Source organism: Hydrogenophaga sp. (assembly GCF_050250835.1).
Lineage (GTDB): Bacteria > Pseudomonadota > Gammaproteobacteria > Burkholderiales > Burkholderiaceae_C > Hydrogenophaga.
The window spans coordinates 639073-652337 of record NZ_JBFWNX010000001.1 but is presented as its reverse complement, the minus strand read 5'-3'; the positions used below and the strand labels follow the sequence as shown (position 1 = coordinate 652337).

Below are 13265 nucleotides of genomic sequence, written 5' to 3'. Positions count from 1 at the left end.
CAGGACAGTGAAACGCCTTTGCGCCGATGATAGTGCGGGTTCCCGTGTGAAAGTAGGTCATCGTCAGGCTCTTAATCCAGCCCCCCAAACCCCCTCGTACCCTTCGGTACCTGGGGGTTTGGGCTTTCTGGGCTTCCAGTTTCGCGTGGCTAGCCCAGTCCATCGGCACTGGACTCGTTGCTATGGCCATTTGCCCCTCTTTGGATGAGCTCAACCGCTGGGCGCTAAGACACGATGTAAGCGCCCGCTCCTGTGGATAGCAGCTTTCCATCGGCTCCGAGAAACTCCATGCGCGTGCTCGCGACGCGAGATCCCAGGCGCATGACTTCGGCGCGCAGTTCGAAGTGAGGGCCGATGGCAGGGCGCAGGTAGTCCACGCGCAGGTCGATGGTGCCGAGTTTGGCGAAGCGCTGCAGGCGTTGCAAGGGAGCTTCGTCCATGTGGCGGGCGCCCATGGCGGCCATGCAGGCCAGTCCGGCCATGGCGTCGAGAGCGGCGCTTACCACCCCGCCGTGCATTCGGTTGTGCACGAAGCTGCCCATCAGGTCGGGCTTCATGTCGATGCGGCCGGTCACGAGTTCGGGACGGATGCTGGTGATCCTCAGGCCGAGCACATGGTTGAAGGTGATTTTGACTTCGAAGATGTGCTTCAGGGCGTCGATGAATTCGGTGTCGAATTCGATGGATTCTGCGAGGGGGGCGTTGGATTTACTCATAGGCTCGATTGTCGTGCGGCCAGTTCCTTCATGATTTCTTCGGCACCGCCGCCGATCATCATGACCTTGACCTCCCGGTACACACGTTCACTGACGGTGCCGCGCATGAAACCCATGCCACCCAGGATCTGAACCGCGGCATCGGCGCAGAACTGCATGGCCTGTGTGGCGTGGTTTTTCAGCAGGCAGACCTGGGCCACCCAGTCGCTACCGTCGTCACCTTCGTCCACCCGCCCACCCAGGGTGTCCAGCCAGGCCTGAGTGGACTGGATGCGCATCTGCATGTCCATGAACTTGTGACGGATCACTTGGCGTTCGATGAGCGGCGCGCCGAAGGTGTTGCGTTGTCGTGCCCAGGCCAGGGCTTCGTCGAAACAGGCTTGCGCAAAACCCAGCGCAATGGCGGACATCGCCAGGCGCTCACCGTTGAAGTTGGTCATGATCATCCGAAAGCCGGCGCCCTCATCGCCGAGCAGGTTTCGCGCAGGGACTCTCACGCCATCAAACCGCAGTTGTGCGGTGTCCGAGCAATGCCAGCCCATTTTCTGCAGTCGACTGCGCGAGACGCCCGGGGCATTGCAGGGCACCACGAGCATGCTGATGCCGTGAGCGCCCTTGCTGGTCGGGTCGGTGCGCACCGCGAGCGTGATCCAGTCGCAACGCATGCCCGAGGTGATGAAGACCTTCTCGCCGTCGACGACATACTGGTCGCCGTCCAGCCGCGCTGCGGTGCGAAGTGCGGCGACGTCGGAGCCCGCGCCGGGTTCGGTGATGCCGAGAGCCGCGATCCGCTCACCGCGCAATACGGGCGGAATGACTTCGTTCTGCAGCTCGCCCGAGCCATGTTTGAGGACGGGCGGCAGGGCGATGTTGTGCGTGAACAGGCTGGCCATGACGCCGCCGCTGCCGCCGAAGCGCGCCAGCGTCTGCGACATGACGTTGCGCATGCGCCAGGGGGCGGGCGTGCCGCCCAGGTGCTCCGGGTAGCCCAAGCCCAGCAGACCGAGTTCACCGGCTTGCAGGTGCAGCGCGCGCGGGAACTCGCCCGCTTCGTCCCATGCGTTGACGTGCGGCGCCATGGCCTGGGTGGCGAAGCGCTTCGCGGTCTGGACCAGCGTCGCGCGATCTTCGGCGGTGAACTGTAGGTTGGAGCTCATGCGGAAAACGTGACGAGCAGCTGTCCGGGCGTCACCTGCTGCCCTTCAGTCACCAGGAGGCTTTCCACGGTGAGGTCGTTCGGTGCGCTCAAGGTGTGTTCGAGCTTCATTGACTCGATCACCAGCAATGGTGCGCCCCGGGCCACGGTTGCGCCCGATTCGGCGTGGACGGCAATGAGCGTGCCGTTGAACGGAGCGCGCAATTCGCGTGCGGCGTTGGAGCTCGCGGCTTGCTTGCGCGGTCTGTGGCTGAGATCGGTGAGTTCCAGTGCGTGAGCGCCCACCTGAACTTGCCATTGGCCTCCTCCCAGAGGCGCCACAGCGACGGGCCAGGACACATCGTCGATGAGCACGCGGTCCCTTGCCATCCTGGCCAACGCGATGCGCTCGCCCAGCGTCACGCTCAGTGCGCCGTGGCCGATTTCGCGCACCACAGGCTCCATCGTCTGCTCGACATGCCGCCATCGGAGCGTTCGCGCGAACGGGCATGGCAGGGCCCAGGCGGGTTGCCGATCGTGAAACGTGGCGGCGAGTACAGCCGCCAGCACGGCGTCGGCTGGTGGCATCAAGGCATCGCGAATGGCGTCGCCGTGTTCGGCCAGAAAGGGAATGAGCGCATCGCCTGCCGCAAACACCCGGTGGCGCAGGCAGGCGGCCAGGAATGCACGGTTGGTGGGCAGTCCGAGCAATTGCGTGCGGTCCAGCGCTCGGGCCAGGCGCTCGATGGCCTCGGCGCGCGTGGGTGCGTGCGCAATCAGCTTGCCCAGCATGGCATCGTACTGGGGCGTGATTTCGCTGCCGGCTTCGAGTGCGTGGTCGAACCGCAGGCCAAGCGTTTCCCTGGGTTCGACGAAGTGCAGAACACGGCCGGTGTGCGGGGTGTGGTGCTCGTCTTCGGCGCACAGGCGGACCTCGATGGCGTGGCCTTTGAATTGGACTTGGTCCTGCGTGAGGGGCAGCGCTTCACCACGAGCGATGCGCAGTTGCCAGGCCACCAGATCCAGGCCGGTCAGCGCCTCGGTGACCGGGTGCTCAACCTGCAGGCGGGTGTTCATCTCCATCAGGAAGAACTGCTCACCCTCCAGCAGGAACTCCACCGTCCCCGCGCCTACATACCCCGCCGACTGTGCCAGCGCCACCGCGCAGCGGCCCAGCTCGGCGCGCAACGCAGGCGATACGGCAGGACTGGGTGATTCTTCAACGATCTTCTGGTGACGCCGTTGCACCGAGCAGTCGCGCTCCCCCAGGTGGATGCAGTGCCCGTGCGTGTCGGCGAACACCTGCACCTCCACGTGTCGGGGGCGAAGCAGGGCGCGCTCGATCAGCAGGTCGCCGTTGGCAAAACCCGCCAGGGCTTCGGAGCGCGCACTGTGCAAGGCCGGCAAGAGTTGCGCGGCTTCGGTCACCAGGCGCATGCCGCGTCCGCCGCCGCCGGCCACCGCCTTCACCATCAACGGAAAACCAATGGTCCCGGCTTCAGCGAGGAAGGCTGCATCGCTTTGATCGCTGCCGAAATAGCCCGGCAGGCAAGGCACGCCCAGCGTTCGCGCCAACGCCTTGGCAGCAGATTTGCTGCCCAGCGTGCGGATGGCAGAGGGAGGCGGGCCAACCCAGATGAGGCCGGCATCGAGCACCGCCTGTGCGAAATCCGCGTCCTCGCTGAGAAAGCCGTAGCCCGGGTGCACCGCATCAGCCTCGGTGGCAATGGCAGCCTGCAACAGGCGGTCCACGCGCAGGTACGAGTCGGCCGAACTCGTGCCACCCAGCGCAAAAGAGGTGGTGGCTTCGCGCACGTACAGTGCCCGGGCGTCGGGCTCCGAGTACACCGCCACGGTGTCAATGTCCATGGCGTGCGCGGTGCGCATCACGCGGCGGGCGATCTCGCCCCGGTTGGCAATCAGGAGGCGCTTCACTTCGTGTCGCTCCCGCCCGATCCGGCGACGGCCCGCCCCAAGCCGGATCTTCGCTCTTGGGAGGCAGCGACTTGTGCAGCGGCAGAGCGCGGGGGGGCGTGAGTCCAGGGTGCCGGCTGCTTGCTCGAAAACGCGGCCAGGCCGGCTGCGGCTTCAGGGCTCCGGAGGGCGCTGGCAAAGGCGATGGCGGCTTCGTCTCTCAGGTCCGGCGTGCGGCCGCGCAGGCGTTTCAGCAGCTGCTTGGTGCTCGCCACGGCACCGGGTGCTGCGCGCCGCAAGGCCTGAAGGCGTTCGGATGCCGTGGCCACAAGTGCATCGTCGTCCACCCATTCGTCCACCAGACCGAGTGCCTGCGCCTCCTCGGCACGGTAGATGCGACCCTGCAGCAGACACTGTCGCGCCGTGACTTCACCCAGGCGTTGCCAGACGAAGGGCGCAATCTGCGCCGGCGGCAGACCGAGCGTCACCTCGGGCGCGCCAAAGGTTGAGCGCCGTGTGGCGATGACATGGTCGGCGCAGCACACCAGCCCGAATCCGCCACCCATCGCAGGGCCATCCACCGCGCACACCAGCAGCTGCGGCAGTTCGCACAGGGCGTGCAGCGCATCGCCGAACATCCGGTTGAGCTGGACGAGCGGATCGTCCTCGCCCGGAGCCAGTGCCTGGCCGATGGCGCTGGCGAAGCTGCCCAGGCTGCCGCCCGCGCTGAAGGCGCCAGGGGAGCCGGTGAGCACGATGAAGCGAAGGTCGCCATCTTTCTGCGCACGCAGGATGGCCTCGTAGAGGCCGAGCACCATCGCGTCGCTCAGAGCATTGCGGGTGGCAGCATCGTTGAGCGTCCAGCGCTCGGTGTCACCGTGGCGGTCGACCAGAAACTGCGGGTTCATTTGAGAGGCCTCTTTGCAATGCCCATGATCTTGGACAGGATGCCGAGCATCACCTCGTCCGCGCCGCCACCAATGGACGCCAGTCGCCCGTCGCGGTACATGCGCGAGACCTTGTTCTCCAGCGTGAAACCCATGCCGCCCCAGAACTGCAGGCAGGTGTCGGGCACGGTGCGGTTCAGCCGTCCGGCCTTGAGCTTGGCCATGGTGGCCCACTCGGTCACATCTTCGCCGGCGATGTAGTGTTCACACGCTTGGTAGGTGAGCGCGCGCAAGGCTTCCACCTCCGTCTTGAGCTCAGCCAGCTTGAACTGCACCCACTGCTGGTCGGCCAGGCTGGCGCCGAAGAGTTTGCGCTCCTGTGCCCACTCCACGGTCCATTCGATGCAGTTGGTCAGGCTCTGCAGCGTGCTGGCGGCGCACCACAGGCGCTCTTCCTGAAATTGCTGCATCTGGTAGATGAAGCCCGCACCTTCCTGGCCGATGCGGTAGCGTTGCGGCACTCGCACCTCGTCGAAATAGATCAGGCCCGTGTCGCTGCTGTGCATGCCGATCTTGCGGATCTTCTGTGCCACCTCGATGCCTTTGACGAGCTTGCCCTTCTCGCGCATGGGCACAATGACCAGGCTTTTGTTCTTGTGTGAATTGTTGCCCGCTCCGCTCTGGCCGTCGCTGGTGTTCACCAACATGCACATCCAGTCGGCCTGCAGGCTGTTGGTGATCCACATCTTCTGACCGCTGATGACATAGTCGTCGCCGTCCTTTCGCGCCACGCTCTTGATGGCCGCCACGTCGCTGCCGGCGCCCGGCTCACTCACGCCGATGCAGCTCACCACGTCGCCCGCAATGGCTGGCGCCAGGAAGTCGCGCTTGAGTTCTTCACTGCCGAAGCGCGCGAGCGCGGGCGTGGCCATGTCGGTCTGCACGCCGATGGCCATGGGAACGCCGCCGCAATGGATGTGGCCAAGCGTTTCGGCCATGGCCATGCCGTAGGAATAGTCGAGCCCCGCGCCGCCATTGGCTTCGGGCTTGGTGAGCCCCAGCAGGCCGAGTTTGCCCAGCCCCTTGAACACCTCGTGGGCGGGGAAGATCTCGGCAGCTTCCCAGGCTTCCACCTGCGGGTTGATCTGTTCGTCGATGAAACGCTTGAGCGTCTTCTGGATCTCTCGGTGTTCGTGGGTGAACTGCATCTTTGTCTCCTTTTCAAACCATCATTCGTTGGCCCTGAGCCTGTCGGAGCGTTCACCCGGGTGGTGGTGAAGGCTTCGACAAGCTCAGCCCGAACGGGGGGGCTCAGCCCGAACGGGGGGGCTCAGCCCGTACGGAGGGGCTCAGCCCGAACCGGGGGTGGGCTCAGCCCGAACCGGGGTGGGCTCAGCCCGAACGGATATCACTACATCCTCGCCACGCCGAATTGCATGGGCCGCAGGGTTTTTGCTTTGGCTTCGGCCACGGTGTCGAGGCAGAAGCCAAGCACCGCACGGGTTTCGCGGGGGTCGATCACGCCGTCGTCGAGCACCAGACCGCTGGTGTAGAAAGCGTCGGCCTGGGTTTCGAACACGTTCACGATCTGGTCGAATTGCGCCCGCATGTGGCCCGGGTCGGGCGTGACGCCCTTGCGCGCCATGGCGGCCTCGGCCACGATCTGCATGGTGCGAGCGGCCTGCTCGCCGCCCATCACCGCCGTTTTCGCTTGCGGCCAGCTGAAAAGGAAGCGCGGCTCGTAGCCGCGCCCGCACATGCCGTAGTTGCCGGCACCGAAGGACGCGCCGCACTGGATGGTGATCTGCGGCACAGTGGCGTTCGTCACGGCCTGGATCATCTTGCTGCCGTGCTTGATCATGCCGCCCTGCTCGCTGTCCTTGCCCACCATGTAGCCGGTGGTGTTCTGCAAATAGACGATGGGGTGGCCAAGCTGGCACATCCACTGGATGAAGTGCGTCGCCTTGTTGGCGCCGGCCACGTCGATCGGGCCGTTGTTGCTGATGAGGCCCACCGCATGGCCGCCGATGCGGGCCTGCGCGCACAGCGTGGCAGCGCCGTAGAGCGCCTTGAATTCGAGCAGGTCGGAGCCATCGACAATGCGGGCCATGACCTCGCGCATGTCCACGGGCTCGCGGTGGTGCGGGGGCATGAGGGCGAGGAGATCGTCCTCACCACCCGTCCGGGCTGAGCCTGCCGATGCTTTTGCATGGGTGCTGGTGAGCGCGTCTGGAAGGGATTCGACAGGCTCAACCCGATCGGCATTGCGAACCGAGGCAATGACCTGGCGCGCCATTCCCAAAGCCTGCCGATCGTCCTCCGCCAGGTACTCCCCCAGACCCGATACCGAGGTGTGCATTTCCGCCCCGCCCAGCTCCTCCTCGGTCGCCACTTCGCCGGTTGCCGCCATCAACAGTGGCGGCCCGGCCAGGAAAGCACGCGATCGCCCGCGCACCATGATGACCACGTCGCTCAGCCCTGGCATGTAGGCCCCGCCAGCCGTGCCGGAGCCGTGCTGCACGGTGATGACTGGGATGCCGGCGGCCGAGAGTCGCGCAAGATTGCGGAACAGCGAACCGCCGTGAACGAAGCCTTCCACCTTGTACCTGGTGAGGTTGGCGCCCGCGCTCTCAACCAGATGAACGAAGGGCAGCCTGTTCTGCAAGGCGATGTCCTGCACACGCAGGATTTTTTCCAGTCCGCGGGGCTGGATGGCGCCGGCCTCGATGCCCGAGTCGCTGGCCACCACCATGCAGCGCACGCCGGCAATGAATCCCATGCCAGCGATGATCCCTCCACCCGGCACGGACTTTTCGGGGTCTCTCGTGTCTTGCAGGAAACCTGCCAGCGAACACAGCGGCACATAGGGTGTGCCGGGGTCCAGCAGCAAGGCCACGCGTTCGCGCGGCAGCAATTGACCGCGCTTGTCGAACACAGGTTTCGACTTCGCCGAGGCCTGAGCGGCGCGGTCTTCGAGCGCACGCAGTTGCGCGATGCGCGCCAGCATGGCCTCGCGCCGTTGCAGCGCCTGCGGGCTCTGCGCGTTGAACCTTGACTCAAACATGGGCGAACCTTTCGCCCTGAGCCTGTTGAAGCGGTCGCCCACACCGGGGCACGGGCTTCGGTCCTTCGAAAGGCTCAGGAAGAGCGGAGATCAGTCCGAACGGCAGGACGCTCAGTTCGATGAGCGATCTTTTCATTCCTGAAACACCCTCGGCGTCACGTAGCGGTGGAAGCCATCAAATGGCTTCACTGCATCGCGCGACTGCACCTCCAGCGGCGCGGCCACCTGGCCCCAGCCCATGCGCACCTGCGGTCGCGCACCGTCCACCCGCAGCACGGCGCCGCTGACGAAGCTGGCCGCTGGTGAGAGCAGGTAGACAATGGCGGCCGAGGTTTCGGCTTCGTTGCCAAAGCGGCCCGCCGGCACGGTTTCGCGCATCTCACGCAGCATGGGGCCGGCCTCTGCGGGGTAGTGGTCCATGCCGCTGGAGGCGATGTAGCCCGGTGCACACGCGTTCACGCGCACACCGCTCTTGGCCCATTCCAAGGCGGCAGTTTCGGTGAAGCTCACCATGCCCGCACGCGCTGCGCCGCTGTGGCCCATGCCAGGCATGGAACCCCAGATGTCGGCCACGATGTTGACGATGGACCCACCGTGTGCCTGCATGCTCTGCACATAACACTCGCGGGCCATGAGGAAACCACCCGTCAGGTTGGTGTCCACCACCGCCTGCCAGCCCTTGGCGCTGATGTTCTCCAGTGGCGTGATGTACTGGCCGCCTGCGTTGTTCACCAGCAGGTCAATGCGGCCGTGCGCGCCAACGATGGCGGTGACCACGGTGCGCACCGCATCTTCCTGGCGAATGTCGCAGGCGTGGAAGCTGGCGCGCCCACCGTCGGCCACGATCTCGCCGGCCACGTCCTGCAACTTGGCGAGGTTGCGGCCGATCAGCACCACATGCGCGCCCAGGCTGGCGAGTTCGTGCGCGGTGCAGCGGCCAATGCCCGAGCCGCCGCCGGTGATGACGGCCACGCGGCCGGCGAACAGGCCCGGCGCAAACGCCGAGCGGTAGCCCCTGTGTTCCTGGCTGGTCATGTCGGCTCCTTCAGGAAGAGTTGCAGCGCAGCGGTGGTGAGTTCGTCGAGCGATGCGCGCCCGCGCGCCTTGGCGCCGCGCCCCGAAGGCGGCACATACCACTGCGCCGACCAATTCAGCGCGCCAAAGATCATCAGGCGCGCAAGCGCCGGGTCGGCCGCCAGCTGGCCCTGCGAGTGCAAGGCATGGAGTTCCGGCGACCAGGCCGCTTCGTACTCGTCCTTCAGGCGGTTCACCTCGCCGCGCTGCGCTGCGTCGATGGAGCGCCATTCGTAGAGCATCACCGGAATGAAGTCGCTGTCGGGCCCGAGCAGCACGTCGAAGTGGTTGCGCATCAGGGTGCGCAGGCGTTCGCGCGCAGAGGCGTCTGCGTCCAGCAGGGCCAGCGCAGTGTTCTGGCGCCGCAGGGCGCCGTGCATGCCTTCGAGCATCACCGCAGCCAGCAGCGCCTCCTTGCTCTCGAAGTGGTAGAAGGGCGAACCCGATTGCATGCCCACGGCGGCAGCAATGTCGCGTGTGGTGGTGGCGGCAAAGCCTTGCTGGCGAAACAGGCGCGCGGCGCCTTCAATCAGCTCGCGCCGCCGGTTGCCGTCGTCGCGCTCATCGGCGGTCTTTCGCGGGCGCCCGCGCGCACGGCGCGGCGTTTCGGTGTCAGGTGACTCCAGGTTCATGGGGCGCACCTTAGCAGTGGCGGCTATTTACGGCAAGCGTTTGCTTTGTAAAAATGGCCGCAGCCTGTCACCGTCTCGACAAATCCCCTAGCCAAACGGAAATGGGCCGGAAAAGTCGCCCACTGGGCAGGTGTGCGAGATCAGCCGCCCGCCCTGCCAGAGGTGCAACTGGTAGCCCGGTGGCTCCATGATGAAGGCGCCGCTGGCGCCAGGGCGCAGGTCCAGCGCCACCTGGTGGGCAGTGCTGGGGCACACGCTGGCGATCGTGCCGCCCACACGGCACTGGATGCTGCGGTGCAGATGGCCGCACAGGATGCGCTCGAGGTGCGCGTATGGCGCGACGATGGATTCGAAGGCCTCGGCGCCTTCCAGCCCCATGTCGTCCATGTGCTCAATGCCAGTGGCAAAAGGAGGGTGGTGCATGGCCACCAGCGTGGGCCGGCGGTCTTCGGCCAGGCGTTCGTCGAGCCAGCGCAGCCGCTCCCGGCAGAGCTGGCCTCGGCCTTCGCCGGGCACCACGGTGTCGAGCACCAGCAGGCGAAGCCCGCCCAGGTCCACTGCGTACTGAAGGAACTCGCCGGCCTGATCCAGGTAGCCGAATCCCGGACCCTGGAAAACCTCTCGCAGCGGGTGGCGTTCGTCGTGGTTGCCCGCCACCACGAAGCAGGGCACGGCCAGTGGCGTCAGGATCTCCTGCAGCAGCGCGTATTCCTCGGCGTGGCCGCCGTCGACCAGGTCGCCCGTGGCCAGCACCACGTCCGGTCTCGGGCTCAGCCGCGTCAGGCTGGCGACGGCAGCGCGCAACAGGGCGGCGGTGTCCACCTTGCCGTATGCCAGGCGGCCGGGCGGCTTGATGTGCAGGTCCGAGATCTGGGCCAGAAGCATGGATGAGGCCTCCGCAAACATGTGCGCAGGCCGCTCGCCTGCCCGCGCATTCTGACCTGGGCGCCAGGGGCCGGCTATCCCCCGGACGTCGACGTCGCCCGGTGACCCGGCACCAAGGGTGCGCGAACGCGGTCACTTTGCGCCAGCATGCGAGCCAGGATGTGGGGCACTTCAAACAGAGCTCGGTTGCGCATCGCGTGAACGCGGCTGCGATAGCCATCGAGATCACAGAGCAGTTCGGCCACCGCGCGGTCGATGGTGAGCAGGCTGCGGTGCACGATGCCCAGACCCTGCTCGCGCACCCATTGCGCGTTGTATCGCTCCTGCGGCATGGTCCAGGCGTTGTCCGTCACGATCACCGGCAGGCCCATTTGCACCGCCTCGCTCAGGCTGCCGGGGCCGGGCTTGCCGACGAAGAAGTCGGCCAGCTGCATGAGGCGGGGCACATCGCTACAGAAGCCAACCACGTGGCGCGGCGCCTGCATTGGCAAGGCCGCCAGGCGCGTGGCCAGCGCGTGGTTGTGGCCACAGATGAAGATGAGCTGTGTGCTGGACGCCAGGCGCTCGGCGATGCCCACCATGGCGCGCGAACCGTGGCCACCAAACATCACCAGGCCAGTGGGGCGGGTGGGGTCCAGCCCGAGTGCGCGCAGCGCCTGCGCGCGATCGCCGGTTGTCGGCAGGTAAAACTCGGGCCTGATGAGCATGCCGGACGTGGCGTGTACGCGGCTGGCTTCGTGCCCCAGGGCCAGGGCCTGTTCCACCGCACGCGGCGTGCCGCAGATGAAGTGCTGCGACTGGCCGGGCTCGATCCAGAAGTGAGGCGGGAAGTCGGCCAGGTCGGTGAGCAGGGTCGCGTAGGGCACACCGGGCAGTGCGCCGGCCAGGCTCTCGAACAGGGCTCGGTTGAAGTTGGGCACCAGCGAAACCACCAGGTCGGGCTCGGTGCGCAGCCAGTGCTGCTGGAGCTGGCGCACCAGCATGGGGTGCGAAAGGCGGATGAGTCCTTGCAGCAGCTTGAGTTCCTGCGCCATGCCGATGGTCCAGCCGCGCGCCAGGCGGCGGTTGTACCAGTCCTCGGGCGCGTTGCCGGTCATGGCGCGAAAGCGCTGGCGGGGATCGAGCACTTCGAACAGGTTCACCAACCGAACCTGCCAGGGCCATTCCTGCGCTGTGAGCACGGCTTGCAGGGCCAGCGCCGAGGCGCGGTGGCCGCCACCGGCGTTGAAGTAGATCAGATCGACGGTTCTCATGCGCCGATTGAAACGGCGCTTTGTGTCAGGACCGTGGCGGTCCGTCCGTCAGGCAAATCGTTCCCGCGTCACGCCGTCGATGCGGAACACCGCCACCGCCTGCGCCAGCACACGGGCCTGCTCCTGCAGGCTGGTGGCTGCGGCCGAGGTCTGCTCCACGAGCGCGGCGTTCTGCTGGGTCATGTGGTCGAGCTGGGACACCGCCACATGGATCTGCGCCACGCCGTCGGCCTGCTCGACGCTCGACGCCATGATCTCGCCGACGATGCCACTCACGCGCTGCGCATTGGCCACCACTTCGGTGATGGTGCCGCCAGCCTGCTGCACCAGGCGCGTGCCACCTTCGACCTGCGCGTTCGAGTCCTCGATCAACTGCTTGATTTCCTTGGCGGCCTGGGCGCTGCGCTGGGCCAGGTTGCGAACCTCGCCAGCCACCACCGCGAAGCCTCGGCCTTGTTCGCCAGCGCGCGCGGCTTCCACGGCCGCGTTCAGCGCAAGGATGTTGGTCTGGAAGGCAATGCCGTCGATCACGCCAATGATCTCGCCGATGCGGCTGCTGCCGCGCTGGATGTCTGCCATGGTCTGCACCACCTGGCCGACCATATCGCCGCCGTGCCGTGCCACTTCGGCGGATTCGCCGGCCAGCTGGTTCGCCTGGCGTGCTGAACTGCTCGATTGCTGCACGGTGGTGGTCATCTCCTCCATGCTGGCGGCGGTCTCCTCAAGGTTGCTGGCCGCCTGCTCGGTGCGGGCCGACAGGTCTTGCGCGCCCCTGGCCACTTCGCTGCTGGCGGTGGCGATCTGATCGGAGGCCTGGCGCACACTGCCCAGCACCTCGCGCAGGCGCTGGGCCATGCCATCGAGCGAACGCAACACGCGCTGCGGTTCGCTGTTGCCATCGGTCTGCAGGTGCAGCGACATATTGCCCCCCGCCATCTGCTCCACCGCCTGCAAGGCGGCCTGGCTGCTGCCGACCAGTCCGCGGGTGATCACCAGACCCAGCCACACCAGCAGCACCAGCGCGCCCGCGCCCAGCGCAGCCACCCAGCCCATGGCGCTGCGCGTGCCCGCCAGCAGGCTTTCGTGGTCGTGTTGAGCGGCGGCGGCTTCGTGCGCCAGAAGCTGGTCAACCGCGCGGTCCAGTTGCGCCAGCAGAGGGCGACAGAGTTCCATGATCATGGTGGCAGCCTTCTGCTGGTCGCCACCGGCGGCCACGCCGGTGATGGTCAGCGCCACCGGTCCGTATGCCGCTTCGGCCGCCACCACCGCGTCCACCAGTGCGCGCTCCTTCGGGTCGGCGCTGGCGGTGAGGGCCTTGAGCTCCTGCACGGCGGCCTGGGTGGCGTCGTGCGCCTGTTTGATGCGCGCCAGCTCGGCCTCGCGGTCGGCCGGCTTGCTGGCGATGGTGAGGTTGCGCGCCGCCACCGCCCGCGCGCTTACCGCCTTGATCAGCTCGTTGCCCACCCGTTGGCGCGGTGTGTTGACGTCGTTGCCCGCCTTGGCGATGGAGGCACTGGTCAGCAAACCCCACGCGCCGACACCAGCCACCGAGATCAGGAACAGCGCTGCAACGGTCAGCAGGACCGACAACTGGGTGCGAATAGGGGCATGTGACAGGTGAAGCATGGGTCCTCCAAGTGGCTGTAGGTGATGTATCGACACGCCGGCAACCTGCTTGAGCCACCGGCCGTCGGGCGGCTGGTAC

General features: G+C 66.5%; 11 protein-coding genes. All 11 read right to left on the bottom strand.

Annotated elements, in window-relative coordinates; translation table 11 throughout:
• Positions 1 to 224: 224 nt before the first annotated feature.
• The 11 genes from AB7F11_RS03135 to AB7F11_RS03085 all read right to left on the bottom strand — a co-directional run bounded on the left by AB7F11_RS03135 (position 225) and on the right by AB7F11_RS03085 (position 13186).
• A complete protein-coding gene (locus tag AB7F11_RS03135; protein WP_428289189.1) occupies positions 225 to 716 on the bottom strand; it encodes a thioesterase family protein in 492 nt (163 codons plus the stop codon).
• Positions 713 to 1873 carry an acyl-CoA dehydrogenase family protein gene (locus AB7F11_RS03130; protein WP_428289190.1) on the bottom strand — a complete coding sequence of 387 codons (1161 nt, stop codon included), beginning with the start codon at positions 1871 to 1873 and terminating at the stop codon, positions 713 to 715. Before AB7F11_RS03130 ends, AB7F11_RS03135 begins: the two co-directional genes overlap by 4 nt.
• Positions 1870 to 3786, bottom strand: coding sequence for an acetyl/propionyl/methylcrotonyl-CoA carboxylase subunit alpha (locus tag AB7F11_RS03125; protein ID WP_428289191.1), 1917 nt, complete (start codon positions 3784 to 3786; stop codon positions 1870 to 1872). Before AB7F11_RS03125 ends, AB7F11_RS03130 begins: the two co-directional genes overlap by 4 nt.
• Entirely contained in the window at positions 3783 to 4673 is an 891-nt protein-coding gene (locus AB7F11_RS03120; protein ID WP_428289192.1) for an enoyl-CoA hydratase/isomerase family protein, read from the bottom strand. Before AB7F11_RS03120 ends, AB7F11_RS03125 begins: the two co-directional genes overlap by 4 nt.
• Positions 4670 to 5860 carry an acyl-CoA dehydrogenase family protein gene (locus AB7F11_RS03115; protein WP_428289193.1) on the bottom strand — a complete coding sequence of 397 codons (1191 nt, stop codon included), beginning with the start codon at positions 5858 to 5860 and terminating at the stop codon, positions 4670 to 4672. The genes AB7F11_RS03120 and AB7F11_RS03115 overlap by 4 nt, the downstream gene beginning before the upstream one ends.
• 203 nt (positions 5861 to 6063) lie before the next feature.
• A complete protein-coding gene (locus AB7F11_RS03110; protein WP_428289194.1) occupies positions 6064 to 7716 on the bottom strand; it encodes an acyl-CoA carboxylase subunit beta in 1653 nt (550 codons plus the stop codon).
• 132 nt (positions 7717 to 7848) lie between these two features.
• Complete coding sequence (locus tag AB7F11_RS03105) at positions 7849 to 8751, bottom strand: SDR family oxidoreductase (protein ID WP_428289195.1); 903 nt, start codon at positions 8749 to 8751, stop codon at positions 7849 to 7851.
• Complete coding sequence (locus AB7F11_RS03100; protein ID WP_428289196.1) at positions 8748 to 9422, bottom strand: TetR/AcrR family transcriptional regulator; 675 nt, start codon at positions 9420 to 9422, stop codon at positions 8748 to 8750. The genes AB7F11_RS03105 and AB7F11_RS03100 overlap by 4 nt, the downstream gene beginning before the upstream one ends.
• 87 nt (positions 9423 to 9509) lie before the next feature.
• Positions 9510 to 10307: a phosphodiesterase gene (locus tag AB7F11_RS03095; RefSeq protein ID WP_428289197.1), complete on the bottom strand. Its 798-nt coding sequence runs from the start codon at positions 10305 to 10307 to the stop codon at positions 9510 to 9512.
• A gap of 74 nt (positions 10308 to 10381) precedes the next feature.
• Complete coding sequence (locus tag AB7F11_RS03090) at positions 10382 to 11560, bottom strand: glycosyltransferase (RefSeq protein WP_428289198.1); 1179 nt, start codon at positions 11558 to 11560, stop codon at positions 10382 to 10384.
• 48 nt (positions 11561 to 11608) lie between these two features.
• On the bottom strand, positions 11609 to 13186 hold the full coding sequence (locus AB7F11_RS03085; RefSeq protein WP_428289199.1) for a methyl-accepting chemotaxis protein: 1578 nt from the start codon (positions 13184 to 13186) through the stop codon (positions 11609 to 11611).
• Positions 13187 to 13265: the final 79 nt, after the last annotated feature.